Origin of the sequence: Phyllobacterium ifriqiyense, assembly GCF_030817885.1 — a bacterium.
Classification (GTDB): Bacteria; Pseudomonadota; Alphaproteobacteria; order Rhizobiales; family Rhizobiaceae; genus Phyllobacterium; species Phyllobacterium ifriqiyense.
On the sequence record NZ_JAUSZT010000003.1, the window covers coordinates 1,488,216 to 1,511,732 of the forward strand.

The window sequence follows — 23,517 nt, forward strand, 5'->3', positions numbered from 1 at the left end:
CGACTTATCTCTATTTGATGGATAGCAAGAAACCGGCGCGGCCAATCAAGCCAAGCGTCTCAGCAAGTATTTTGGCAGCTGTCAGAAATCGCAACAAGCGCCCTACAGGCGTGACCCGTGTCGTGCGCAATGATTTGCTGATTGCCTCTTACAATGTTCATAAATGCGTCGGGATAGACAAGAAATTTGATCCGGACCGCATCGCACACGTCATCAGTGAAATCGGCGCGGATGTCATCGCCATTCAAGAGGCTGATAAGCGTTTTGGCGAGCGTACCGGATTGCTTGATCTTGCGCGTTTGCATCGCGAAAACAGCCTTGTGCCTGTGCCGGTCACGTCGCTTCATCCCAAAGGTCATGGATGGCACGGCAACCTTCTTTTGTTCAGGGAAGGGGTTGTGCGTCATGTGCAGCAGCTCGTCCTGCCGGGACTTGAGCCGCGGGGCGCATTGGTCGTTGACATTGATCTCGCCGCCGGACCTTTACGGATAATCGCGGCACATTTCGGATTGTTGAGGCATTCGCGCCAGCAGCAGTCAGAAGCGATTTTACGGGCTGTAAATGCCGATCCTTCGCGGCCAACGCTGCTGATGGGCGATCTGAATGAATGGCGCATTGGCAAGGGTTCTTCCTTGCATTTCTTATCGCCGATCTTTGACCCGGTAAAAAATGCCGTGCCAAGCTTTCCGTCACGCTTTCCGGTATTGGCGTTGGACCGGGTATTGGGGCATCCCCATAGTCTGGTGACAACTATCGAAGTTCACGACACGCCCCTGCGCGCGCGTTGCCTCCGATCATCTCCCGATCAAGGCCTATGTTGATTTGAAATCGGCTGTAGCGGATGCCGCCTTTGTCAAAGATAGGGTGAGCCTAGCCAGATAATCCTGTCCAGCAAACGTTCCCAGAACGAACGGGCGCGCAGGTCCTGAAGCAGGACAGGTTTTGCATCGTTCAGAGCTTTCTGAACCAATCCCTCTACCTTCGATGCAAACTCTGCATCCATGACCTCAAGATCCACCTCGAAATTCAGGCGCAGCGATCGGGGGTCAAGATTGGATGAGCCCACATAGGCCCAAACGCCATCGACTGAAAGCAACTTTGAATGATTGAAGTTGCCGCTGGCGCGCCATATCCGGCAGTGACTTTTCAAAATCTGGTCGAACTGTGCCGTCATGGCGCGATCCACCAGTTTGAGATTGTTGTTGGATGGAATGACGATATCAACTTCAACGCCACGTCGAGCCGCAGTGACCAGGGCGCTGATAAGCTCCCGGTCCGGCAGAAAATAGGGCGACATGATGCGAATGTGGCTTTGCGCTATGGAGAACGCACCCATGAGCATCTTGTGATTGGCTTCAAGGCTGCGGTCCGGCCCGGAGGGTACAGCACGGATGAATACCGGTTCACCAGATTGCTTTTCCGGAGGAGCGATGTGCCAGGCCTCTCCCGTCAAAGCTTCGTTCGTGGAAAACCGCCAGTCTTCAGCGGCTATATGGAAGAGATCGGTGACGATGGGACCAGTCAAGCAAAAATGCGTATCGCGTGCATTGTCTTCGCCTGCAACCTCGGCCGAGAAACCGGCTCGAATGTTCATGCCGCCGGTGAAGACCACCCTTCCATCAACGACCAATATCTTGCGGTGAGTTCGAAGATTGGCATAGGGCAGGCGGAGGCCAATGATAATATTGCCATTGAACACATCCACCTTGACGCCGTGCTTGGAAAGGTAGCCGACAATACTCGGAATGGAATAACGCGCCCCGACCGCATCGATTAAAAACCCGAACTTCCACTCCACGCTTTGATGCAGCGATAAGCGCGTCCGCAAGGCGCAAACCAATCTTGTCGCGATCAAATATATATGTCTCGACGAGTACGCTTCGCTCCGCCGAGCCCACTGCTTCCAGCATTGCATGATAGGCATCGTCGCCGGTCTGAAGCATGGTGATAGTGTTGCCGGTGGTGAGGCGGCAGCGGCTTACGCGATCGCCTAATGTCTTCATTGCCGAAAGGCGTTTTTCGAAATGTGCCAGAACATCTTTTTCAGTAGCATCAAAACGCAGGAACTGGCCTTGCCCGATCTCATGCAAGAATGCGCGCTGCGATGAAATGGAAGAGCGCCGTATGCGGTTGATGCCCACCACGGCATAAATGACAGCGCCAATGACCGGCGAGAGGATAATAACGCCAACCCAACCAATTGCTGCGCGCACTTCCTCCTTGGTCATGGTCGCATGGATGGCCGCGGGAACGCCAAGAACAATCGACAGGACGAAGAAAATTTGCGGCCAATAAGCAGGGAGGTATTCAGACATTGCGCTTGAACTTCATGTCAAGAAATTGAACTGCGGCGGGATCGCCATTCAGCAAGCGATACGGGCTGATTAGGAATGCGGACTTCAAAACTGGTTCCAGCGCCCTCATGATCACGCAATTCTATGGTGCCGCCATGAGCCCGAACGAGTTCGTGAACAATTGCAAGGCCAAGGCCGGTGCCGCCTGAACGCGCTGAACCCTTGAACGCGGTAAAGAGATTCTCGCGCGCCTTCGCAGGCAGACCGGGGCCGGTATCGTCTACGCCAATGATTGAGGTCGTGCCGATTTGTCCGGCCGTGACCGTCAGCCGCCGGACCAATGATGGATCGCTACGGGTATCTCCGAGCATGGCCTGGACAGAGTTTCGGCAGAGATTGGAAATAATTCGGAAAAATTGATCGGGGTCGACATCAATTTCGAATGTTTCCGGCACAAGATTCTTGAATTCGATAGTTGGTTTCGTCTCGGCTCCCGCCTTTGCATCAAGATCGAGCATTTCCTCGACGTCATTGACGATGGCGTGGAGCTTGACCCTGCGTCTTTGCGGCGGAGCTTCCTGTGTCCCCCCATAGGCGAGAACAGTTTGTGAATAGTTGATGGCCCGGTCGATTGTCCGTACGAGCTTGGGAACAAAACGCTGTATTGCCGGATCGCTGGAATTGGCAAGGTGATCGGATATCAGCTGGGCGGATGCGAGAATATTGCGCATGTCATGATTGATCTTTGAGACAGCAAGGCCGAGATCAGCCAGATGTTTCTGTTCGGAGAGGGTACGTTGCAGCCGGTGCTGCATATCGGCAAGCTCACGCTCTGCAATACCCAGCTCATCCTCCCGTTTTCCGGGTACGATGATACGCTGAGGGTCATCGGGCTGCTGCGCAAAGGCAAGCATATTATCGCTCATTCGCTGTATCGGGCGAATAAGCAGGCGGCTGATGGCGAGGAAAACGAGACTGGCTGTAATGACCGAGATGAACAAAGAGATCAGGGCAACGTTGCGGGCATAAAGCAGCATGGCATTGCGCAACGGAGCGTCGGATGTGAGTAGCTCTATGACCTTTCCCGTATCGCCCACAGGGCCGTAGACCCGGATAATGCGGTCGCCGCCATAGATGAGTTCGTCAAATGCACCCCGGATCATTGTCAGAGGGTCGGTTACGGTAATGTCGATGTGTTTGTCGACCTTCGAAGGCATATCGGATACCGCTAGCAAGCGGGAAGCTCCATTTTCCTTCAATGCAATGGCCTTGGTGCCCGTCGCCAGCAAGACATCATCCTGCACAGATTGCGGAACGTCTTTGGCGTCGCTGGCTGCCAGCACCACGCTTGCGGCAGCAACAGTATTGAGCCTGTCAGATAGCCAGCGAATGCGCATATCTGCGATGGTGGGAACGAAAATCATGACCTCGGCCAGCAGGCCAAACAGGAGGGTCAGGCGCAGCAACTTGCCAGAAAGACGCTTCAGCACAGGCAAACGCCTTCCCGCACTCATTTGCGGGCTTTGTTCCGGCTTTTGCTGACTGATGACCATATAAGCTCCATTGACCCTACATTGTGTAGGTCAAATGCCCATGCCATACAATAAATCACTTGTGCGAATTTGCCTATTTTTGAATCACGTCCATCAATTGACTTATAGGCCTCACGCATCTATAAGCCGCGCACGTCCGGGTTGACCGCCCCGCGTGACGTTTTATCAACGGTGTATTTTTAATACGCTAACGGCGGTCCTGATATGCTCCTGTCATAGAACAGACCACAAGAAGGGCCGCACACCGCGGTATTTAACAAATGAAGCGTACTTATCAGCCATCCAAGCTTGTCCGCGCACGTCGTCACGGGTTTCGTGCCCGCATGGCAACGGCAGGCGGCCGCAAGGTTATTGCAGCGCGTCGCGCTCGCGGTCGCAAGCGGTTGTCGGCATAAGTCATTCCGCGCGATTTCGTGCGGATGGCCAAAGTTGGCACTATAGAATGAATGAGCAAAAGCCACTCCGCCTTCGCAAGAGAGCGGAGTTTTTGGCTGTCCGTAACGGGGAAAAGCGCCGCGGTGCTTATTTCCTTGTTGAAGTCAAACAGCGGGACGATCAGGACGGTCCCACCCGCGTAGGCTTTACGGTCACCAAGAAAAACGGAAACGCTGTTGTCCGCAACCGCATAAAACGCCGCCTGCGAGAAGCTGTGCGCGTCAATGTTGCTGATGACATGGCTGCCGGAACCGACTATGTGATCGTTGCCCGCCCCGACGCCCTGAAGGCATCGTTTGCGGATTTGACCCGGGAACTCTCAAAACGGGTTGCCAAGAAATCAATGACCCGGCGTTCATCCAAGCCCTGACAGGCACAGTTGAACCCGACCCGACTGGATTAGACCAAGGACTGACAATGGAAACCAACCGTAATTTCTTCATCACCATTGCCTTATCCATTGTGATCCTGACGCTGTGGCAAGTGTTCTATATGAACCCCCGCGTTGAACAGCAGCGAGAGCAAGCCCAGATCGAAGCGACCCGCCAGGGGCAAACGCGTGTTGACGGGCAGGCCAGCGCGCCCGCTGGGACAAATCCTGACGGAACGGCCACTCTCCCATCATCGACACCAGCGGCCCCCGGCGCAAATATTCCAGGTCAGTCCCCGGAAGCGGCAGGAACTGTGACCCGTGAGGCAGCGCTGGGTCAGACAAGCCGTATCCAGATCGATACGCCCAGCCTTAGCGGTTCGTTGAGCCTGACGGGCGCGCGTTTGGACGATCTGCGGCTGAAGCAATATCACGAGACGGTCGATGATAGCTCGCCGACTATTCAGCTTCTCAGCCCCTCGCAGATGGTCGATGGCCAGTTTGTCGAAATCGGATTTACCGGCAACGACACCACGGGTGCGGTCCCGGGACCAAGCACGGTCTGGACAGTGGAGGGCAATAATAAGCTGACGCCCGCAACACCTGTCACGCTTGCCTTTACCAACGAAAAGGGCCTGACATTCAAGCGCACAATCAGCGTTGATGACAATTACATGTTCACGGTGAAGGATGCCGTGACCAATGGCACTCAAACACCGATCTCCTTGGCGTCCTATGGCCGTGTAACCCGTTTCTCCAAGCCCCTGCATGCAAGCACCTATGTCATTCAGGAAGGGCCTATTGCCGTAACCAACGGCAAGCTGCTTGAATATAAATTCGCAGCCATTGAAAAAGAAAAAGAAGTTTTGCCGGAAAAGACCAATACCGGTTGGATAGGCATAACCGATAAATATTGGGCTGCGGCACTTGTACCATCTCCGGCAAAGCCGTTCCAAGCGCGCATGTCCTATTTCGACAGTGGCCGTCCCTTGTACCAGAGTGACTACCTTTCGGACGCAACGACGATTGAGCCAGGTCAGTCGACAAGCATCGAAAACATGATTTTCGCGGGTGCCAAGGAAGTTGGCAAGATCAGCGCCTATGAAAAAGAACGCAACATTCCTCAGTTCGATCTTCTGATCGACTGGGGCTGGTTCTACTTCATAACCAAGCCAATGTTCTACCTCATCGACTGGCTTTATAAGGCAATCGGCAATTTTGGCGTCGCCATTCTTGTTGTCACCGTTCTCCTGAAAGCGCTGTTCTTCCCGCTTGCCAACAAGTCCTATGCTTCAATGGCGCGCATGAAACTTGTGCAGCCCAAGATGACTGAAATCCGTGAGAAATATGCGGATGACAAGGTCAAGCAGCAGCAAGCCATGATGGAATTATACAAGACCGAAAAGATCAATCCGATCGCCGGTTGTTGGCCAATTCTTATCCAGATTCCGGTGTTCTTCGCGCTCTACAAGGTACTGTACGTCACCATCGAAATGCGCCATGCGCCATTCTTCGGCTGGATTCAGGACTTGGCGGCGCCCGATCCCACATCGATCTTCAACCTCTTTGGTCTTATCCCCTGGACAGTTCCAGCATTCCTGATGATCGGCATCTGGCCGCTGATCATGGGCGTGACGATGTTCCTGCAGATGCGCATGAACCCGACACCTCCAGACCCAACACAGCAGATGATCTTCAACTGGATGCCCGTTATTTTCACATTCATGCTGGCCAGCTTCCCGGCTGGTCTGGTGATCTACTGGGCCTGGAACAACACGCTATCCATCACACAGCAGGCGATCATCATGAAGCGCCAGGGCGCGAAGGTGGAGCTTTGGGACAATCTTTCGGGGCTGTTCCGTAAAAAGCCAAAACCGGCCGAATAACATCGGCTCGGCAAGAGCTTAGGAGCCCCCGGCATGATCGGGGGCTTTTCTTTTGATGGCTTCCGGTTGATAACAACCCGATCAATATTGAATGCAGTCTAAAGCAAATTTGACATTTGCGTCCCACCGGTCGCAGACCACTGGTACCGACCGCCTAACGAATGGAAAAGACGTGAACGAAGCGCAAAACAATATAAACAGGCTCATCGAAAAGGGCCGGATGCTCTTCGCCAAGGGATGGGTTTTCATCCGCGGGGTTCCTGCGATGAAATTCCTCCCGCCGGAAGGGCCGCTTGAGATCGCGTTTGCCGGACGTTCAAATGTCGGTAAATCCTCATTGATCAACGCGATAATTGGGCAAAAGGGCCTGGCACGTACGTCGAATACACCGGGCCGGACCCAGGAACTGAATTACTTTGTTCCCGAAGGCTATTCAGGCGAAGATGGTGATCTGCCACCACTCGCCGTTGTCGACATGCCGGGCTATGGCTTTGCAGAGGCGCCGAAAGAGCAGGTCGATGCCTGGACGCGACTTGTTTTTGATTATTTGCGTGGACGCACAACGCTTCGACGCGTCTATCTTCTGATAGATGCCCGCCACGGCATTAAGAAGAATGATGCCGAAGTGCTTGATCTGCTCGACAGAGCGGCGGTCTCGTATCAGATCGTCCTGACGAAGATCGACAAGATCAAACCCGCCGGTGTTCCACGGTTGATGGATGAGACGGCATTGGCGATCAAGAAGCGTGCAGCCGCCTATCCGCACATATTGGCAACGTCGTCGGAAAAAAGCTCCGGTCTTGATGAGTTGCGAGCGGCAATTGCCCAGCTGCTGGAAGAGCAGGAAAATCGATAAAAAGCCCCGCTGATCCGGGTGTCGGTGGATTCTGCGGGGCAATTATGCGCAGATGCCAGTCTGCGCATGTCTGTTGCTCAGATTACATCTTTGGCAACAATACTTTGTCGATAACGTGGATCACACCATTCGATTGATTGACGTTAGCAATGGTTACATTGGCGACGGTGCCATTCTCATCGGTAAGTGTGAGCTTTTTGCCTTCATATTTTGCAGTCCAGAGACATCCGCCAACAGTCTTTACCGGATGCGCGCCCTTGTCATCATCGACCATCTTCATGATTGCCTTTGAAGACGCATTGGCCGCAACAACGTGGCAGGTCAGGATTTTGGCGAGCTTGTCCTTGTTTTCAGGCTTGAGCAAAGTGTCTACGGTGCCTTTTGGCAAAGCGGCAAAGGCCTCATTTGTCGGGGCAAACACGGTAAACGGGCCTTTGCCTGACAAAGTTTCGACCAGTCCGGCAGCTTTGACAGCGGCCACGAGCGTGGTGTGATCCTTGGAGTTAACGGCATTTTCGATGATGTTCTTGTTTTCATACATGGCAGCGCCGCCGACCATAGGGTTCTTTGCGTAGGCTACGCCGGCAATCAGCATTGTCGAAAGCGCGATCAGACCAAGTGATTTCTTTAACATGTCTCTCTCCACTGTTTGTTTCCCTCGGTTGAGGTCAGATGGAGATACGGGGCCGGTTTGATTTAAGTTTCAAAACACCTACATTAAATTTCGCGCACGGTACCGGCCGCAACAATTGCGCCAGTTGCTGTCTTGTTAGGTGAGCCGCCGAGAGGCTCCAATGTAATGGCGAGCGTTGTCCCTTCCTGCAGCTTTCCCGCAAGTGATCTGTCGAGGGGAAACTCAGTAAGTTGTGCTGACTTGATGAGGCCAAGCGAGACAGGCGCGTCGGTGCCGGCAATCAGCCATAGTTCAAGTGAACGATCTGCTGGCAACTCGCCTGCCACGAGGCTGACCTTCAATTGCTTGCGATCCTGATTATACACAGCAACCGTGCGGTAGGCGCTACCACTTGCATCCATTGACGCAATGAGCTGCCTATCGGGCGCAGAAGAATTGTTCAGGAAATCGCGGCCGAAGCCGATAGCAGCGAGAACCAGCGCGGCAAAGGCAACGGCGCGCCAGAAGGCAAGATTACCGAAGAATGGAGCAGATTGCTGACTAACGGTCCCAAACAGGCGTTTGTCGATAAGAGCCTTCATATGCGATGGCGGAGTTACCGGATCAAACTCTGCATTCATTCCATCGAACTGCTGCTGCCAGCGGGCCACAAGCCGGGCGAATGACACATCAGTGGCGATACGCCGTTCAACGCTTTGCTTCTCGTCCAGTGCAAGCACGCCCAGCACATACTCAGCGGCGATGAAATCATCGTCCGGCGGCGTGCTATCTGTTGGGGTCGCGCTCATGCTTCGAGACATTCCTTCAATTTGAGAAGACTGCGCCGCAGCCAAGTCCTCATCGTATTCAGTGGTACTTTGTGCCGCGCCGCCAAATCCTCATAGCTGTCGCCATTCAGATAGGCACCTCGCACGGCACTTGCTCTGGCTTGATCCAATTGGCCGAGGCAATCATAGATACGCCGTGACTCACTCGCAGCGATAGAAGATTGTTCCGGGTTGGCTGAAGGTTCTGCGATGTTGGCTGCCTGATCGAGATCGCTGGACGATGGTTTGCGTGCACGCAAGATATCGATGCAATGGTTCCGGGCAATTGCAACCAGCCATGAAATAGGGCTGGTTTCGGCGATCGCAAATCGGTCGGCTTTGTTCCAGATCTTGACGTAGATGTCTTGTAGCGCGTCTTCAGCCTCCGTTCGGTTGCTCAAGATACGCAGGCACACACCAAAAAGTTTCGCGCTCGTTGATGAATAGAGGGCATCGAAAGCATTGCGGTCCCGAAGCGAGACTCGTGTTATGAGCTGGGAGATGCCTTCAGGCGTCATACAACAGCGTTTCCAACTTTCTTCTATTTGAACCAAGTTAAATCTGCCTGACAGACTTGCTGTCAATGGTCATCGGGCAAAAACATTCGCAAATAGCCGAAATCATGTTTGCCCCGTCTCGACTTTAGCGTTAAGAACCCACCGTCCTTGCAAAACTGGAGCTCTCGCATCCATGTCATCCCCTACTGAAGCCGACCGCACTGCTGAAGTTCAGGCCAGCCTGCTTTCTGCAGCGCTTCCCTATATGCAGCGCTATGAAAACAAGACCGTTGTGGTGAAATATGGCGGTCATGCCATGGGGGATGCGGCATTGGGCAAAGCCTTTGCACGCGATATCGCCCTTCTAAAACAGTCGGGAATCAATCCGATTGTCGTCCATGGCGGTGGTCCGCAGATCGCGTCAATGCTCGCAAGAATGGGCATTGAATCAAAGTTCGAAGGCGGATTGCGCGTTACCGACGCAAAGACGCTGGAAATCGTTGAGATGGTGCTGGCAGGATCGATCAATAAAGAGATCGTAGCTCTGATCAATGCAGAGGGCGAATGGGCTATCGGGTTGTGCGGCAAGGACGGAAACATGGTCTTTGCCGAGAAGGCAAAGAAAACCATCATCGATCCGGACTCCAATATCGAGAAGATCGTCGATTTGGGTTTTGTCGGAGAGCCGGTTGAAATAGACCGTACGCTGCTTGATCTGCTGGCCCGGTCCGAAATGATTCCGGTCATCGCTCCCGTTGCGCCGGGGCGGGATGGAAACACCTACAACATCAATGCTGACACCTTTGCTGGCGCGATTGCCGGTGCATTGGCGGCATCACGTCTATTATTCCTCACAGATGTGCCGGGCGTTCTCGATAAGAACAAGGAACTCATCAAGGAGCTTTCCGTCGGACAAGCGCGTGCGCTGATCAAGGATGGCACAATTTCCGGTGGAATGATCCCGAAGGTGGAAACCTGTATTGACGCGATCAATCGCGGCGTTGAAGGCGTTGTCATTCTCAACGGCAAGACACCTCATTCAGTGCTTCTGGAACTGTTCACCGAGCGGGGTGCCGGAACGCTCATCGTCCCCTGATCATTTTTTCAAGTGATCAAGAGGGATTTTCCCGGGACCTTTGATATTCTGTAAAACCAGCTGGGTGTGCACGTCGCGCACACCCTTTAACCGCATGAGCCGATGCATGACGAAGGCGTTGAGATCATCAACGTCTGGAACCATCACATGCAACAGAAAATCATGCGTGCCAGTCATCGTCCAGCAGGATGAAACTTCGTCCAGCCGTTGAATTTCTGCGATGAAACGTTCCGGCGAATCGTCGCTATGCGTATTCAGACGCACTTGAATGAACACTTCCACCATCAAGCCAATGGCTTTTCTGTCGATAATGGCAGCAAAGCCTTTGATTGCTCCGCTTTCCTGCAGCGCTTCAAACCTTCTGGCGCAGGGAGTGGCCGAAAGGCCGACAGATTGCGCGAGGTCCGTAACCGGAATACGACCATTATCCTGCAAGGATCGCAGCATTCTGATTTCAAATTCATCAAATTGAGGTTCTTTCACCCGATTCTCCCAAATTATAGGTGTGATTGCCTCCAAATATTCGCTTAAGGAGATGAATAGGTCAAATTCACCTCAAGCCTCGCTCTAATCTGATTTCGATACAATTGGAGGAGGAGGGTATCATGACCGTTTCGGTAGAAGCATATGCGCGCGAATGTGCCGAGCAGGGACTGCGTGGTAATTATACGGTTTGTCAGCCAGATTTTACCGTGGAGCAAAATTACGATTATTCAAACGAGGATCAGGAGGTTTGGCGCACCCTTTGCGACCGCCAGACCAAACTCACCTCAAAGCTTGCTCATCGCTCCTATCTCGATGGTGTTGAAGCACTAGGCCTATTGGAGCAGATCCCGGATTTTCACGAGGTCAGCGAGCGTCTGCACAAGCTGACAAATTGGGAAATTGTTGCTGTTCCGGGTCTCATCCCGATCGAGCCATTTTTCGATCATCTCGCCAATCGCCGTTTCCCGGTGACGAACTGGCTGCGCAGCAAGAGGGAACTCGATTACATCGTCGAGCCGGACATGTTTCACGACTTTTTTGGCCATGTGCCAATCTTGAGCCAGCCGGTCTTTGCGGATTTCATGCAGCTTTACGGACAAAAGGGCGGTGAAGCCGTAAAAATGGGCGGCGATCAGATGGTTTCGCGGCTGTACTGGTATACGGCCGAATTCGGCTTGATCCAGGAAGAAGGCGCACCGCTAAAGGCATTTGGTGCCGGGTTGATGTCGTCCTTCAGCGAACTGCAATTTGCGGTGACAAGCTCTGATGCCCATCATGTGGCATTTGATCTGGAAACAGTCATGCGTACCGGTTACGAGATTGACAAGTTCCAGCGGGCATATTTTGTGCTGCCCACATTTGACACGCTGCGGGATGCGTTCAGCAATGCTGATATGCCGGCCTTGATTGCGAAATGGAGGGATGCAGAACCGCTGGACGCGGCTGCTGTGTGAGTTTTCTCAGGCCGCTTCTTTCATCCCGGACTGGATGAATACACAATTGCGGCCATTGCGCTTGGCCTCGTAGAGTTTGCGGTCGGCGGTCTGAAAATGATCGACGACCGCGCCGCTGGATATGTCGACGATCCCGCCAATGCTGACGCTCAGTCTGACGCGCTCGCTATGGGGTGTTCGGTAATCCATGCGGTTTACCTCTGCCCGGATTATCTCGGCAACCGCAGTTACGCGGCTGTTTTCTTTTGTCGCCAGATAGACGCCGAATTCCTCACCGCCAATGCGTCCGATACTATCGTCTGTGCCAACGCAATCCGTTATGCAACGCGCAATAGCCATCAGGGCACCATCGCCCACATAATGGCCGTGAACATCGTTGATCTTCTTGAAATGGTCGACATCAATGATGAGAAGCGAGCAGGGCTGACGTGTCCTTACTTCGTCAAGATGATCGAAAAATGCCTCACGATTAAGCAGGCCCGTCATGCTGTCGCGTGATGATTTCTCAAAGAGCTTTGCATTTGTGACTTCCAGCTCTTCTTTCACGCGCCTGAGCGCTTCCAAAGCGCGGCTTAGCCGCTCGGATTGCCGGATGACGATAAAGGAGAGGATCGGAGAGATCAGCACCGGACAAACCGTCGCGATGACATAACCCATCGCATTATGCATGTCATTGGCATGCATAATGATTCCGGTGATCAACAATGAGCATATCACCGAGACGATCGTTATGGTCAGACATTTGAGAAGAATTCTGGACATTAATGGGTCCTGACCCTAACCTCGGAAGCAACAACACGGTTTACTACGACGAATTCATGAAACAGCAGTTAGCGAAAAACTTAAAAGCGGTCGCAGTTAAGTCGGTTTTCTCCTATTGCTTCAAAAGAATGAGCAGAGTCTCCAATTTTCTATGATGGAAAGCTGAGCGGAAACCCAAGCGAATATGACAAACCAACCAGATCCTTTAAGTTTTGCCCATGTGACAGATTGGGTTTTCGATCTCGACAATACCCTTTACCCGCATCATTCCAACCTGTTTTCACAGATTGATATGAAAATGACGGGTTATGTAGCCGATTTGTTGAAGCTTTCGCGTGCAGATGCGCGCATTGTACAAAAACAATTTTACAAAGAATATGGCACGACCCTCAAGGGATTGATGGATCGTTATGATATTGATTCAGATGACTTTCTGCAGAAAGTGCATGATATCGATTATTCTTGGCTGGTTCCCGATCCATCATTGACCATTGCGCTTCGCCAATTGCCCGGCCGCAAATTTATCTTCACCAATGGTGATCGCGGTCATGCGGAACGCGCCGCCAGACAGCTAGGCGTTCTGGACGAGTTTGACGATATTTTTGATATTGTCGCCGCGCAGTTGATGCCCAAGCCTGAAAGGGCGACCTATGACCGGTTTCTAGACCTGTACAAGATAGACCCCGGCTGCAGCGTCATGTTTGAGGATCTTGCTCGTAATCTCATCGAGCCTAAAGCGCTGGGCATGAAAACAGTATTGATCGTGCCGCACAATTTCGAACCAACTTTTTCAGAAATTTGGGAACGCGATCCTGGTCAAACGGATCATGTTGATTATGTCACCGATAATCTGTCGGCATTTTTGAGCGCGATCCTGCCGGGTCAGGTCGACAGGCAGGTTCCCGCTCAAGTTGAGGAATGAGAGCCGCTTGGAGTTAATGCGCGGCCATCATTGCGTTCAAGGCAAATCGTAGAATTTACGAATGACGTCCCATGCTTCTTCCGCCTCATCCACGAACGTAATCAGTTCGAGATCAGAAGGAGAAACGACACCTTGTTCCGCGAGAAACTCAAAGTTGATCGTCTTTTCCCAGAATGATTTGCCGAAAAGCAGGAATGGTATGCGCTCCATACGACCGGTCTGAATCAAGGTCAGCGCCTCGAATGTTTCGTCCATTGTCCCGAACCCGCCCGGGAAAATGGCCATTGCTTTGGCGCGCATCAGGAAGTGCATCTTGCGGATCGCGAAATAATGGAAATTGAAGCACAAGTCCGGCGTAACATAAGCGTTGGGCGCCTGTTCATGCGGCAGCACGATGTTAAGACCGATCGTCGGCGCGCCAACATCGGCAGCACCGCGATTGCCCGCTTCCATCACGCCGGGGCCACCACCTGTCACAATGACGAATTCACGGTTGTAGGTGGTCGCCGAATAGACGGAGCAGAGCTGCGCAAACTTCCGTGCCTCGGCATAATAGCGTGAGTTTGCTTCAAGGTTTTTCTTCTGAACCTCGTTTTTGGCCGCCCATGCCTCACCGCCGGGCTCCGGAATGCGCGCCCCGCCAAACAGCACAACTGTCGAGCGGATGCCACGCTCGGTCAAAGCCATTTCCGGCTTGAGCAATTCGAGTTGCAGCCGCACGGCACGCAATTCACGTTTGGTCATGAAATCGGGATCGGCAAAGGCAAGACGATAGGTGTCGGACTCGGTCTGCGGTGTTGAAGGCGCTTCGCCTACACGGCGAACCGCTTCAGAAGAGTGGGAAAATGGCGTCCAGCCGTTTTTTTCGTCAGTATTCAATTTTCACTTCTCCTTCTGCGGCGTAGATGACGCTGGCAGACATCCAATCGGATTCCTTATCCAACATTATGGTGCTGCGATTGACCCTCTCGCAGACTTATCTTACTAGGCCATTGATATTAATTGCCCGTGTAATGGAGTGACCTTAAAATGTCCAAGCCCGATCTGAATGGCCTCGAAAAGACGATTGACAAGGCCTTCGACGAACGCGATGCGATCAGCACTGAAACACGCGGTGAAATCCGCGATGCGGTCGAGACATCGTTGCTTCTCCTTGATAGCGGCGAAGCACGCGTGGCAGAGAAACAGGCCGACGGAAATTGGAAGGTCAATCAGTGGCTTAAAAAGGCTGTACTCCTGTCATTCCGCCTCAACCCAATGGGCATTATCGAAGGTGGACCAGGTGGCGCAACCTGGTGGGACAAGGTTCCATCCAAGTTCGATGGCTGGGGCGCGACTGAATTTGCCAAGGCTGGCATACGCACAGTACCCAATGCGATCGTTCGCCGTTCCGCCTATATTGCGCCAGGCGCAATCCTCATGCCGTCTTTTGTTAATCTCGGTGCTTATGTCGGCGAGGGCACTATGGTCGATGCGTGGGCAACGGTTGGCTCCTGCGCGCAGATCGGCAAGCACGTGCATCTTTCAGGCGGTGTAGGCATTGGCGGCGTTCTTGAACCCATGCAGGCTGGCCCGACGATCATCGAAGATAATTGCTTCATTGGCGCCCGTTCGGAAGTTGTTGAAGGCTGTATCGTTCGCGAAGGTGCCGTTCTCGGTATGGGCGTCTTCATCGGCAAATCGACCAAAATCGTCGACCGTGCCACGGGCGAAATCTTTTATGGTGAAGTGCCGCCATATTCTGTCGTGGTTGCAGGAACACTGCCTGGAAAACCTTTTCCAAATGGTGAGCCGGGGCCAGGTCTCTATTGCGCCGTTATCGTCAAGCGCGTTGACGAAAAGACCCGCTCCAAGACCTCGATAAATGAGCTTCTGCGCGATTAAGACCGGATTTCTTCAATGGAATGGCTGCGGAGGGGTTTCCCCTCCGCTTGCTTGACGCAGGACAGAACTTTACGGGCGAGCGTAGCCGATAGGCCCTTCTCCCGTGCCATTTGGATAATCACTCCTTGGAGATAATCCACTTCCGTTGGCCGGCCACGCGCAAAGTCTTCCCACATGGATGATCGTGCCCTCGGATCAATGGCCAGCATCTTGCGCGCGACGACGCGAAATAAAAAATTTGGCAATCTTAAAATCCAGGGAAGAAGAGCGGGCTTTACGCCCTGGATTTTTGCCGGCTCGATGCCGTGCGCCGTCATGATGTTGAGGGCTTCGCTCATCTGGTCGGCTACAAGCTGCCGCCATTTGCGATCTGCCAATTGCTCGGCAAGCGGTAAGTTTGACAGCGCATTTGGCGCATTGTTGAGGTTCATCAGCAATTTTCCCCAAAGAACACCCTCTATATCCGGGTGCGCTTGCACCGGCAGGCCGGGCACGGAAAGGACGCGGGGCAGTTCAGCCAAAACCTTGTCGATGAGGACTGTGCCTTGAGTGGTTCGCCTTACCGTGAGCGGTTCTGCGGAATTGTCGGACAGGACGACATTAAATGGCACCATGCCGGCAATGACGACCGTTCCTTCCGGCAGTATGCGGCGTAAAATTTCCGTGTTGCCGACGCCGTTTTGAAGGCTGACGATAATGGCACCAGCAGGCGCATGTTTTGCGGCAAGTCCGGCCATTTCCTCGGTGGCGCCGCTTTTAACTGTGATCAGAACAATGTCGGCATCCGCAAAGGCTACTGCAGGATCGCTGCTCAGTTCGAACTCATGATGTGGAATGAGTTGCTGTGTCCCATCAAGGTCGATGACCTTAAGTCCGGCCTCTCGAAGCTTTGCCTCGGTGCGAGGCCTCGTCAAAAAACAGACCGCGCGTCCAGCTGCTACCAAGCTTCCACCGACATAGCACCCGATTGATCCTGAACCAGCGACAACAATGCGCGACTTGTTGGAGACCATAACACATCCTTCAAGCAAAAAGCGGCACGAAATCAGTCACGTGAAGCGTGACAGGATCGCGCTTTTCCATTATCGCATTACACATGAAATCCTCTGCTGATCCAGTACAAAACCTCGCCCGGCTCATCGCCTGCCCTTCCGTGACGCCTTTGGAAGGCGGAGCACTGACGACAGTCCAATCCCTGCTGGCACCGTTGGGATTCTCGGTCGAACGACCCGTTTTCAGCGAAGATGGGACGCCCGATGTAGAGAACCTTTATGCACGGCGTTCCGGAAACGGACCGCATTTGATGTTCGCGGGACATACGGATGTGGTTCCTGTGGGCGATGAAGCGGCATGGACCTATCCGCCATTCTCTGCGACCATTCATAATGGCGAGATGTATGGGCGCGGGGCTGTGGATATGAAGGGCGGCATCGCCTGTTTCGCCGCAGCTGTTGCCCGCTATCTGGAGAAAAACGATGAGCTCAAAGGCTCAATCTCATTTCTGATAACCGGGGATGAGGAAGGGCCTTCCATCAACGGTACCGGTAAATTGCTCGAATGGGCAAAAGCCAAGGGAGAAAGCTGGGACGCGGCAATCGTTGGTGAGCCGACCAATCCGGATACGCTCGGTGATATGATCAAGATTGGCCGTCGCGGTTCTCTATCGGGCACGATTATCGTGCGCGGTATACAAGGGCATGCTGCCTATCCGCATCTTGCGGACAATCCGATCCGTGGCCTGACCATGCTCGTCGACAGCCTTCTCTATCCCGCCTTTGACAAGGGCACCAAGAATTTCCAGGCGACCAATCTGGAAGTAACGACGATTGATGTTGGAAACCCAGCAGTCAATGTTATCCCTGCCGAAGCCAGTGCGACCTTCAATGTCAGATTTAACGACACGTGGACCGATGAGACGCTGATGGCCGAGATACATAACAGGCTCGACAAGGCGGCAGGCCGCCGCAAGCTACGTCCGGGCAGGAAGACGCCGGTGAACTACGACCTGGTCTGGCGCGATCGTCCAAGCCACGTATTCCTGACGCATAATGAAAAGCTGATCGGAACTTTGACCTCGTCGGTTGAAAAGGTGACGGGAAAGCGTCCTCAGCTCTCGACATCCGGCGGCACATCAGATGCCCGTTTCATCAAGGACTATTGCCCGGTGGTTGAATTCGGTCTTGTTGGCCAGACCATGCACATGGTCGATGAACGCGTATCGGTTGCCGATCTTGAAACCTTGACGCAGATTTACGAGCGGTTCATTGCGGATTTTTTTGCGTGACGAGTTGATGAACGACATACCCGACTGGAACGAAATACAACGCTATCTTCGCGGCACCTGGCGCATGATGAATGGTCATGCAGACGGTCTTGAAGAGCTTGATTTTTCGGAAGACGGTTTTTGGCAGTCTTTTCACGCCATAACAATATCGCTGCCGCCGCTCATTCTGGGCTGGATTGTTTTTGCCAATGACCTTGTCGCTTTGCGTCCGGGAACTGGAAGCCGGCTTTCCATAATCGGAAGTGCTGCCTTTATCGATCTTGCAAGCTGGGTTCTGCCGTTGGTGATAGTGGCATTGCTTGCCCGACCATTGGGAATCGTAAAGCGTTTCAGCCCTTATGTCGTCGCCACCAATTGGGGGTCTGCGATAGGTGCGTGGCTAACGGTGCCAGCCACGCTGGTACGAATGCTTTTTCCTGACTGGCCAACTCTGATTGGCAGCATGAGCATGATGGTTTATGCGCTGATTATCGTTTTTACCTACAGGCTGGTGCATGTGGCATTGAAAAAACCCTATATTTGGTCAGCGACGTTTTTCATCGCATTCATCATCGGTTCGATATTGATGGTGATCACGTTTCAAAATGCTCTGGGAATTGCGATGCCGTCGGTGAGCGGGTAGTCTACGCCGATCAGGTATAAACCGTGGGGGGGTGCTACAGGGCCGCACGCCTGCCGATCGCGCGCTTCAAGAGCAGCGCTCACATCATCCGCATCCCATCGCCCACAGCCAACTTCCTGCAGCGTTCCAGCGAAAGAGCGAATTTGATTGTGCAGAAATGACCGCGCGGACGCCCTGATCTCGACAATTTCGCCCTTGCGGCTGACGCTCAAGAAATCGAGCGTTTTAACAGGGCTTTTTGATTGGCACTGCGTTGCACGAAATGTGGTGAAGTCATGTGTTCCGATCAACCTCTGCGCTGCAGCGTGCATGGCTTCTGCATCAAGCGGCTTTTTCACCCACCATGCGCGATAAGCCTCCAGCGGGGCAGGGGGGCGGCGGTTGACGATCCGGTAGAGATAGTGGCGGCCCGTTGCTGAAAATCGCGCGTCAAACTGAGAACTGACCAGTTCTACATTTATGATACTGACAGTTTCGCCCGCAAAAACGAGATGGGCGTTGAGCGCTTCGCGAATTTTTGAACTGCTCCAGTCCTTGACGAGATCGACATGGGCAACCTGCGCGCTGGCATGAACGCCCGAGTCTGTGCGTCCGGCTGCGCCAAGAGATATGCTCTCACCGCAAAACTTGAAGATGGCCTGTTCGATGGCGGCCTGGACGGTGTGGCCGTTTTCCTGACGCTGCCAACCTGCATATGGCGTACCATCATACTCGACAGTAAGCTTGTAGCGGGGCATTAGAGTGCTCCAAAAGCTAGAGCATACTGCAGGACGCCGGTCGATGGCGCATCGGCAAAAGCTAAAGCCTGCAGATATTCCCCTTGATAAGCGCTCTCAAAACCAGCAGCGCGCAGATGCTCATAGCCAAATCTGCCGTAATAAGCCGGATCGCCAAGAACGAGCGATAAGGTCTCTCCTGCAGCGACAAGTTCCGTATGGGCCGTTTGAATGAGGAGACTCCCAACACCTTGCTTTTGAAACTTCGGCAATACTGCCAAAGGCGCCAAAGCGACAGCGTCGTGGTTCTTACCGGTGATCTTCACGCGTGAAAACAGGATGTGTCCTGCCAGAATCCCGTTTTTCCGGGCAACAAGCTCGAGCAGAACATCATTATTTTCTCTCAACCGAGAAATCAACTCAACTTCGCCGGTTTCCCCGAAGGCACGCTCGACAAGGTTGGCAACTTCAGGATAATCGTCAGGGCTTGTAGTCTGGACCGTGACGTCACTCATGGCAGTCGTGTGCCTTGCGCGATTTTAGCCCCGCGCTGAAACTCCTGCCCATCCATGGCTTTGCCGCCTGCACGCTGCAATGTCCGCAGACGGACAGCTCCTTCGCCGCAGGCAATGCGCAAATCGTCGTCCAATACGGTTCCGGGGGCACCTACGCCTGTGGCGAGCACTGAGCGCAGAAGTTTGACACGCTCCAGATCGTCGCCAATTTCCATTTCACACCAGGTACCGGGAAACGGCGCCAGGCCACGAATACGGTTGTGAACGTCTATGGCTGGCTGGGTCCAGTCGATGCGGGTTTCGACCTTGGTAATCTTGGAGGCGTAGGTTACGCCCTCATCGGATTGCGGCGTGAGGGTTAGGCTGTCGCGTTCCAGAGCGGCAACGGCGCGCACCATCAGATCAGCGCCGGCCATGCTAAGCTGGTCATGCAGTTCGCCCGCCGTCATGTCAGCCGTAATGTTGATTTTCTCGACCATGGCGACCGGCCCAGTATCGAGACCTTCATCCATCTTCATGATCATGATGCCGGTTTCAAGGTCACCAGCCATAATGGCACGCTGAATTGGCGCAGCTCCCCGCCAGCGCGGAAGCAATGAGGCATGTCCATTATAGCAACCGAGGCGGGTGCCCTCGAGAATTTCTTTCGGTAAAATCAGGCCATAGGCGACAACAATCGCAACATCGGCCTTAAGGTCGATAAAGGCCTGCTGCTCATCCGGATCTTTCAGGCTCTTGGGTGTGCGGACCTCGATGCCGAATTGCTCCGCATTCCGGTGAACAGGCGAAGGGGTCAGCTCAAGTCCACGCCTGCCAGCAGGGCGTGGTGGCTGGCTGTAAACCGCAACAATTTCATGGCCCTGACCGATCAGCGCATTGAGAATAGGCACGGAAAAATCCGGCGTGCCCATAAATATAATTCGCAAACTCATCGCCTAAACCGCCAATCGACTTGTGGGGCGATCCTTGGCGAGTTTCTTGAACTTCTTCACCACCATTTCACGCTTCAACCGCGAAATGTAATCGATGAACAAAATACCGTTCAAATGATCGATCTCATGTTGAAGGCATGTGGCCAAAAGTCCGTCCGCTTCGACTTCTTGGGGCTTCCCCTCAATATCGAAATAGGAAACGCGAACCTGTTTGGGCCGCTCGACTTCCGCATAGTAATCAGGGATGGAAAGGCAGCCCTCTTCGTAAATATTCCGCTCGTCGCTGGACCAAAGCACCTGTGGGTTGATGTAAACCTGCGGCGCCTTCGGCTCGTCCTCTTTGGCAAGATCAATGACCAGCATCTGGATGGGTGTGCCGACCTGAATGGCCGCCAGACCAATGCCGGGCGCATCATACATTGTGTCCAGCATATCAGCGGAAAATTTGCGCAAATCCACGTCAAAACTTTCGACAGGTTTGGAAACTTGACGAAGCAGCGGATCGGGAAGGATGACGAGCGGTTTGATAGACATGTCCTTCACCTAATATCTCGATTTTCAGCCGTCAATGCGGCATCAGACCCAATCATAAAAATGTTCATGTTTTGATCTCACATTTGCCAATCGAATCGGTTACTCTAGGGTTATGGAAACTTCAATTTCTCTCGATCAAACGCTGTTTCAGCTCGGCGCGACCTCAATATCTGTAGGCGCAACACTGTTTACAGTGGCGTTTGTCATGGCTTTGGTGGTGATTTTTGCCATTGTTGCTGTCCATGCGGGCAGCACGGATGCGGCTTGTCGCGGAGATACAGGCGGAAGATCGTGCCCGCGACGCGGAAGCGCGAATGGGAGAAATTCTTAAAAGCCAATCTGAAATGCAAGGTCGCATGCAGACAATGGCTGAACTTTTCGGTTCTCGTCAGGCAGAGCTTAATCAATCCATTCGGGAGCGGCTTGACGGCATGACCACCCGAATTGGCCAGACCATGACCGATCAGACCAAGTCCACGCACGAAAATCTCGCCAAACTGCAAGAACGGCTGGCGGTCATCGATACGGCGCAGAATAATATTCAAACGCTTGCGGGTCAGGTCGTCCAATTACAGGCAATTCTTGCCAATAAACAGACGCGTGGGGCCTTCGGTCAGGCGCGGATGGAAGCGATTATCGCCGATGGTCTGCCGCAGGGCGCTTATGAGTTTCAGGCAACCCTGTCGAATGGAAGCAGACCTGATTGCGTGGTTCGCATGCCCAATGGTGCAGCAAATCTGGTCATTGATGCCAAGTTTCCCCTGGAAGCCTGGAACGCCATACGTGAATCCGAAACGCCGGAAGGCAAGAAGATCGCCGCTACTCAGTTCCGGCGCGATATCGAGATTCATATTCGTGATGTTGCAGAAAAATATCTTATCAATGGCGAGACGCAGGATACGGCGTTTCTGTTTGTGCCCTCGGAATCGGTCTTTGCTGAAATTCATGAGAATTTCGAAGGCGTGATCCAGAAGGCGCATCGCTCGCGTATCGTGATCGTATCGCCCTCATTGCTGATGCTATCCATTCAGGTCATTCAGGCTGTGCTCAAAGACGTACGCATGCGGGAACAGGCGCATTTGATACAGGGCGAAGTCATCCGGTTGATGGAAGATGTTGGCCGTCTTGATGATCGTGTGCGGCGTCTGCAAACCCATTTCAGTCAGGCAAACAAGGATATTGACGATATTCTGGTATCTTCCAGCAAGGTGACCAAGCGCGGCCAGAAGATCGAAGCGCTGGAATTTGCGGAAGCGCCAGTGGGCGAAACAAAAGCGCCCGATACAACGCGGTCGGCAGCTTCCACGACAGGCCAATTGCGCTTGCGGGTGGTCGATGGCGAGGAGTAAGGCCAGACTGTATCTGACCTGACGGATAATTCCGATCTTAGCCAGCTTCGATGGTTTTGCGCCGAACCTCCCAGGTTCCGGTCGTCTGCGGCTTGACGAAGAGGCTGATAATATCAGGATTGGCTTTTTTCAGAGCCGCTTCGATGCGTTGAACACAGGCTTCGATTTCTGGCGCGCGCATGTGATCTTCGAATTCCACACTGAGGCTCGCCGCGATCTGTTTTGGACCCATATGGACTGTTAGCACCCCATTGGCGCGTTGAACTGCCGGGTCCTGGTTGGCAATGTCGAGGATTTGCTGATCCACCTCTGGGAGTGCAGCCTCGCCCATCAGCAAGCCCTTGCTCTCTCGCGCCAGAAAAATCGCGGTTCCGCCAAGTATGATCGAAATTCCGATAGAGGCGACACCGTCCAATTCTGGAATATCGAAGAGTTGCGCGGCGGAAATGCCAACAAGAGCAATAACAAGCCCGAGCAGGGCAGCTGTGTCTTCGAACAATACCGTAAAGACGCTTGGATCTTTGCTAATCCGCACCGCCTCGACGTAACCAAGGTCGCCTTTAACAGTGCGAAATTCCTTCAACGCTATGTACCAGGAGGTTCCCTCGAACAACATGGCAAGGCCAAGAACAACATAGTTGATGATAGGATTTTCAACGGGCTCCGGATCAAGAATATGGATCACGCCTTCATAGAAGGACACCCCGGCACCCACGGCAAAGACCAACAAGGCGACGATGAAACTCCAGAAGTATAGCTCCCGGCCATGGCCGAGCGGATGACTACGGTCGGCAGGTCTGGCCGCGCGGCGCAGACCAAAGAGGAGAAGCGCTCCATTTCCGGTATCAACCAGAGAGTGGACACCTTCCGAAAGCATGGCGGAACTGCCGGTAAAGAAAGCCGCGACAAACTTGGTGACGGCAATCAGAAGATTGCCAAGTATCGCTGCGTAAATAACTTTTTTGGATCCGGCATGCGCTTTCGCCGATTGTGTTGCCATGGTCTGCCCCCTGTCCTTCGGAGAACGCCAAATGTTTTGTAAGGTTCCGGCTTGCGGCAGTAAGTGGTCGATATGATGCTAGTGGTTTTGCATCTCATGCGCTAACTCTTCCACAAACAGTGTAGGGCGAC

At 53.3% G+C, this 23,517-nt stretch carries 23 protein-coding genes and 3 pseudogenes; 12 read left to right on the forward strand and 14 right to left on the reverse strand.

The window, feature by feature from the left end; all coding sequences use genetic code 11:
• The first annotated feature begins 14 nt into the window (after positions 1 to 14).
• Positions 15 to 882 (forward strand): annotated as a pseudogene (locus QFZ34_RS14785) (endonuclease/exonuclease/phosphatase family protein).
• On the opposite strand, the pseudogene QFZ34_RS14790 reads toward QFZ34_RS14785, so the two are convergent.
• Both QFZ34_RS14790 and QFZ34_RS14795 read right to left on the reverse strand, forming a co-directional pair.
• Positions 854 to 2,315: pseudogene (locus tag QFZ34_RS14790) on the reverse strand (phospholipase D-like domain-containing protein). The pseudogenes QFZ34_RS14785 and QFZ34_RS14790 sit on opposite strands and share 29 nt — an antisense overlap.
• Positions 2,316 to 2,332: 17 nt before the next feature.
• Positions 2,333 to 3,847: a sensor histidine kinase gene (locus tag QFZ34_RS14795; RefSeq protein WP_370878777.1), complete on the reverse strand. Its 1,515-nt coding sequence runs from the start codon at positions 3,845 to 3,847 to the stop codon at positions 2,333 to 2,335.
• Between the two features lie 260 nt (positions 3,848 to 4,107).
• On the opposite strand from QFZ34_RS14795, the gene rpmH reads away from it, so the two are divergent.
• The 4 genes from rpmH to yihA all read left to right on the forward strand — a co-directional run bounded on the left by rpmH (position 4,108) and on the right by yihA (position 7,394).
• Positions 4,108 to 4,242: a 50S ribosomal protein L34 gene (gene rpmH, locus QFZ34_RS14800; protein ID WP_040853797.1), complete on the forward strand. Its 135-nt coding sequence runs from the start codon at positions 4,108 to 4,110 to the stop codon at positions 4,240 to 4,242.
• 47 nt (positions 4,243 to 4,289) lie between these two features.
• The gene (gene rnpA, locus QFZ34_RS14805; RefSeq protein ID WP_307282321.1) at positions 4,290 to 4,652 is read left to right on the forward strand and encodes a ribonuclease P protein component; all 363 of its coding nucleotides are present in this window, start codon (positions 4,290 to 4,292) and stop codon (positions 4,650 to 4,652) included.
• Positions 4,653 to 4,699: 47 nt separating this feature from the next.
• Positions 4,700 to 6,538 carry a membrane protein insertase YidC gene (gene yidC, locus QFZ34_RS14810; protein WP_115051452.1) on the forward strand — a complete coding sequence of 613 codons (1,839 nt, stop codon included), beginning with the start codon at positions 4,700 to 4,702 and terminating at the stop codon, positions 6,536 to 6,538.
• Positions 6,539 to 6,758: 220 nt separating this feature from the next.
• On the forward strand, positions 6,759 to 7,394 hold the full coding sequence (gene yihA, locus QFZ34_RS14815) for a ribosome biogenesis GTP-binding protein YihA/YsxC (RefSeq protein ID WP_307286340.1): 636 nt from the start codon (positions 6,759 to 6,761) through the stop codon (positions 7,392 to 7,394).
• An 82-nt stretch (positions 7,395 to 7,476) separates the two neighbouring features.
• Here yihA and QFZ34_RS14820 read toward each other — a convergent pair whose 3' ends face one another.
• From QFZ34_RS14820 to QFZ34_RS14830, 3 genes are all read right to left on the reverse strand, one after another.
• Positions 7,477 to 8,028, reverse strand: coding sequence for a fasciclin domain-containing protein (locus QFZ34_RS14820; protein ID WP_307282323.1), 552 nt, complete (start codon positions 8,026 to 8,028; stop codon positions 7,477 to 7,479).
• An 83-nt stretch (positions 8,029 to 8,111) separates the two neighbouring features.
• On the reverse strand, positions 8,112 to 8,816 hold the full coding sequence (locus QFZ34_RS14825) for an anti-sigma factor (protein ID WP_307282325.1): 705 nt from the start codon (positions 8,814 to 8,816) through the stop codon (positions 8,112 to 8,114).
• On the reverse strand, positions 8,813 to 9,352 hold the full coding sequence (locus QFZ34_RS14830; RefSeq protein ID WP_115051449.1) for a sigma-70 family RNA polymerase sigma factor: 540 nt from the start codon (positions 9,350 to 9,352) through the stop codon (positions 8,813 to 8,815). The genes QFZ34_RS14825 and QFZ34_RS14830 overlap by 4 nt, the downstream gene beginning before the upstream one ends.
• Before the next feature lie 172 nt (positions 9,353 to 9,524).
• Here QFZ34_RS14830 and argB point away from each other — a divergent pair, with 172 nt between their 5' ends.
• On the forward strand, positions 9,525 to 10,427 hold the full coding sequence (gene argB / locus QFZ34_RS14835; RefSeq protein ID WP_115051448.1) for an acetylglutamate kinase: 903 nt from the start codon (positions 9,525 to 9,527) through the stop codon (positions 10,425 to 10,427).
• Here argB and QFZ34_RS14840 read toward each other — a convergent pair whose 3' ends face one another.
• On the reverse strand, positions 10,428 to 10,910 hold the full coding sequence (locus QFZ34_RS14840; RefSeq protein ID WP_307282328.1) for an Lrp/AsnC family transcriptional regulator: 483 nt from the start codon (positions 10,908 to 10,910) through the stop codon (positions 10,428 to 10,430).
• 122 nt (positions 10,911 to 11,032) lie between these two features.
• On the opposite strand from QFZ34_RS14840, the gene phhA reads away from it, so the two are divergent.
• Positions 11,033 to 11,866: a phenylalanine 4-monooxygenase gene (phhA, locus tag QFZ34_RS14845; protein ID WP_307282330.1), complete on the forward strand. Its 834-nt coding sequence runs from the start codon at positions 11,033 to 11,035 to the stop codon at positions 11,864 to 11,866.
• Between the two features lie 6 nt (positions 11,867 to 11,872).
• Here the strand turns inward: phhA and QFZ34_RS14850 are convergent, their stop codons facing one another.
• Entirely contained in the window at positions 11,873 to 12,628 is a 756-nt protein-coding gene (locus QFZ34_RS14850) for a GGDEF domain-containing protein (protein ID WP_307282332.1), read from the reverse strand.
• A 184-nt stretch (positions 12,629 to 12,812) separates the two neighbouring features.
• On the opposite strand from QFZ34_RS14850, the gene QFZ34_RS14855 reads away from it, so the two are divergent.
• A complete protein-coding gene (locus tag QFZ34_RS14855; RefSeq protein WP_307282334.1) occupies positions 12,813 to 13,550 on the forward strand; it encodes a pyrimidine 5'-nucleotidase in 738 nt (245 codons plus the stop codon).
• A 36-nt stretch (positions 13,551 to 13,586) separates the two neighbouring features.
• On the opposite strand, the gene QFZ34_RS14860 is transcribed toward QFZ34_RS14855, so the two are convergent.
• Complete coding sequence (locus QFZ34_RS14860; RefSeq protein WP_307282336.1) at positions 13,587 to 14,429, reverse strand: LOG family protein; 843 nt, start codon at positions 14,427 to 14,429, stop codon at positions 13,587 to 13,589.
• Between the two features lie 150 nt (positions 14,430 to 14,579).
• Here QFZ34_RS14860 and dapD point away from each other — a divergent pair, with 150 nt between their 5' ends.
• Positions 14,580 to 15,434, forward strand: a complete 855-nt coding sequence (dapD, locus tag QFZ34_RS14865) for a 2,3,4,5-tetrahydropyridine-2,6-dicarboxylate N-succinyltransferase (RefSeq protein WP_307282338.1) — start codon at positions 14,580 to 14,582, stop codon at positions 15,432 to 15,434.
• Here dapD and QFZ34_RS14870 read toward each other — a convergent pair.
• Positions 15,431 to 16,447, reverse strand: a complete 1,017-nt coding sequence (locus tag QFZ34_RS14870; protein WP_307282340.1) for a 2-dehydropantoate 2-reductase — start codon at positions 16,445 to 16,447, stop codon at positions 15,431 to 15,433. The genes dapD and QFZ34_RS14870 overlap by 4 nt on opposite strands.
• Positions 16,448 to 16,530: 83 nt before the next feature.
• Between QFZ34_RS14870 and dapE the strand changes: the two genes are divergently transcribed.
• Both dapE and QFZ34_RS14880 read left to right on the forward strand, forming a co-directional pair.
• Complete coding sequence (gene dapE / locus QFZ34_RS14875) at positions 16,531 to 17,718, forward strand: succinyl-diaminopimelate desuccinylase (RefSeq protein WP_307282342.1); 1,188 nt, start codon at positions 16,531 to 16,533, stop codon at positions 17,716 to 17,718.
• A 7-nt stretch (positions 17,719 to 17,725) separates the two neighbouring features.
• Positions 17,726 to 18,340 carry a hypothetical protein gene (locus tag QFZ34_RS14880; protein ID WP_307282344.1) on the forward strand — a complete coding sequence of 205 codons (615 nt, stop codon included), beginning with the start codon at positions 17,726 to 17,728 and terminating at the stop codon, positions 18,338 to 18,340.
• Here QFZ34_RS14880 and truA read toward each other — a convergent pair.
• The 4 genes from truA to def are packed head-to-tail and all read right to left on the reverse strand — an operon-like array spanning position 18,298 to position 21,037.
• On the reverse strand, positions 18,298 to 19,077 hold the full coding sequence (gene truA, locus QFZ34_RS14885; protein WP_115051439.1) for a tRNA pseudouridine(38-40) synthase TruA: 780 nt from the start codon (positions 19,075 to 19,077) through the stop codon (positions 18,298 to 18,300). The two genes, QFZ34_RS14880 and truA, sit on opposite strands and share 43 nt — an antisense overlap.
• A complete protein-coding gene (locus QFZ34_RS14890; protein WP_307282348.1) occupies positions 19,077 to 19,571 on the reverse strand; it encodes a GNAT family N-acetyltransferase in 495 nt (164 codons plus the stop codon). Before QFZ34_RS14890 ends, truA begins: the two co-directional genes overlap by 1 nt.
• On the reverse strand, positions 19,568 to 20,497 hold the full coding sequence (gene fmt, locus QFZ34_RS14895; protein WP_307286343.1) for a methionyl-tRNA formyltransferase: 930 nt from the start codon (positions 20,495 to 20,497) through the stop codon (positions 19,568 to 19,570). The genes QFZ34_RS14890 and fmt overlap by 4 nt, the downstream gene beginning before the upstream one ends.
• A 9-nt stretch (positions 20,498 to 20,506) precedes the next feature.
• Positions 20,507 to 21,037, reverse strand: coding sequence for a peptide deformylase (gene def / locus QFZ34_RS14900; RefSeq protein WP_115051437.1), 531 nt, complete (start codon positions 21,035 to 21,037; stop codon positions 20,507 to 20,509).
• A 242-nt stretch (positions 21,038 to 21,279) separates the two neighbouring features.
• Between def and QFZ34_RS14905 the strand changes: the two are divergent.
• Positions 21,280 to 22,386: pseudogene (locus QFZ34_RS14905) on the forward strand (DNA recombination protein RmuC); the annotation flags it as partial.
• A 37-nt stretch (positions 22,387 to 22,423) separates the two neighbouring features.
• Here QFZ34_RS14905 and QFZ34_RS14910 read toward each other — a convergent pair.
• Positions 22,424 to 23,386, reverse strand: coding sequence for a cation diffusion facilitator family transporter (locus QFZ34_RS14910; RefSeq protein ID WP_307282351.1), 963 nt, complete (start codon positions 23,384 to 23,386; stop codon positions 22,424 to 22,426).
• Between the last annotated feature and the right edge of the window lie 131 nt (positions 23,387 to 23,517).

Coding starts and splice junctions, on each gene's coding strand:
- phhA (WP_307282330.1), top strand. CDS start 11,033: ATGACCGTTTCGGTAGAAGCATATGCGCGCGAATGTGCCGAGCAGGGA.
- QFZ34_RS14830 (WP_115051449.1), bottom strand. CDS start 9,352: ATGACGCCTGAAGGCATCTCCCAGCTCATAACACGAGTCTCGCTTCGG.
- yihA (WP_307286340.1), top strand. CDS start 6,759: ATGCTCTTCGCCAAGGGATGGGTTTTCATCCGCGGGGTTCCTGCGATG.
- QFZ34_RS14880 (WP_307282344.1), top strand. CDS start 17,726: ATGAACGACATACCCGACTGGAACGAAATACAACGCTATCTTCGCGGC.
- dapE (WP_307282342.1), top strand. CDS start 16,531: ATGAAATCCTCTGCTGATCCAGTACAAAACCTCGCCCGGCTCATCGCC.
- QFZ34_RS14795 (WP_370878777.1), bottom strand. CDS start 3,847: ATGGTCATCAGTCAGCAAAAGCCGGAACAAAGCCCGCAAATGAGTGCG.
- rnpA (WP_307282321.1), top strand. CDS start 4,290: ATGAATGAGCAAAAGCCACTCCGCCTTCGCAAGAGAGCGGAGTTTTTG.
- yidC (WP_115051452.1), top strand. CDS start 4,700: ATGGAAACCAACCGTAATTTCTTCATCACCATTGCCTTATCCATTGTG.
- rpmH (WP_040853797.1), top strand. CDS start 4,108: ATGAAGCGTACTTATCAGCCATCCAAGCTTGTCCGCGCACGTCGTCAC.
- QFZ34_RS14910 (WP_307282351.1), bottom strand. CDS start 23,386: ATGGCAACACAATCGGCGAAAGCGCATGCCGGATCCAAAAAAGTTATT.
- argB (WP_115051448.1), top strand. CDS start 9,525: ATGTCATCCCCTACTGAAGCCGACCGCACTGCTGAAGTTCAGGCCAGC.
- truA (WP_115051439.1), bottom strand. CDS start 19,077: ATGCCCCGCTACAAGCTTACTGTCGAGTATGATGGTACGCCATATGCA.
- QFZ34_RS14820 (WP_307282323.1), bottom strand. CDS start 8,028: ATGTTAAAGAAATCACTTGGTCTGATCGCGCTTTCGACAATGCTGATT.
- dapD (WP_307282338.1), top strand. CDS start 14,580: ATGTCCAAGCCCGATCTGAATGGCCTCGAAAAGACGATTGACAAGGCC.
- QFZ34_RS14850 (WP_307282332.1), bottom strand. CDS start 12,628: ATGTCCAGAATTCTTCTCAAATGTCTGACCATAACGATCGTCTCGGTG.
- QFZ34_RS14890 (WP_307282348.1), bottom strand. CDS start 19,571: ATGAGTGACGTCACGGTCCAGACTACAAGCCCTGACGATTATCCTGAA.
- QFZ34_RS14825 (WP_307282325.1), bottom strand. CDS start 8,816: ATGAGCGCGACCCCAACAGATAGCACGCCGCCGGACGATGATTTCATC.
- def (WP_115051437.1), bottom strand. CDS start 21,037: ATGTCTATCAAACCGCTCGTCATCCTTCCCGATCCGCTGCTTCGTCAA.
- QFZ34_RS14870 (WP_307282340.1), bottom strand. CDS start 16,447: ATGGTCTCCAACAAGTCGCGCATTGTTGTCGCTGGTTCAGGATCAATC.
- QFZ34_RS14855 (WP_307282334.1), top strand. CDS start 12,813: ATGACAAACCAACCAGATCCTTTAAGTTTTGCCCATGTGACAGATTGG.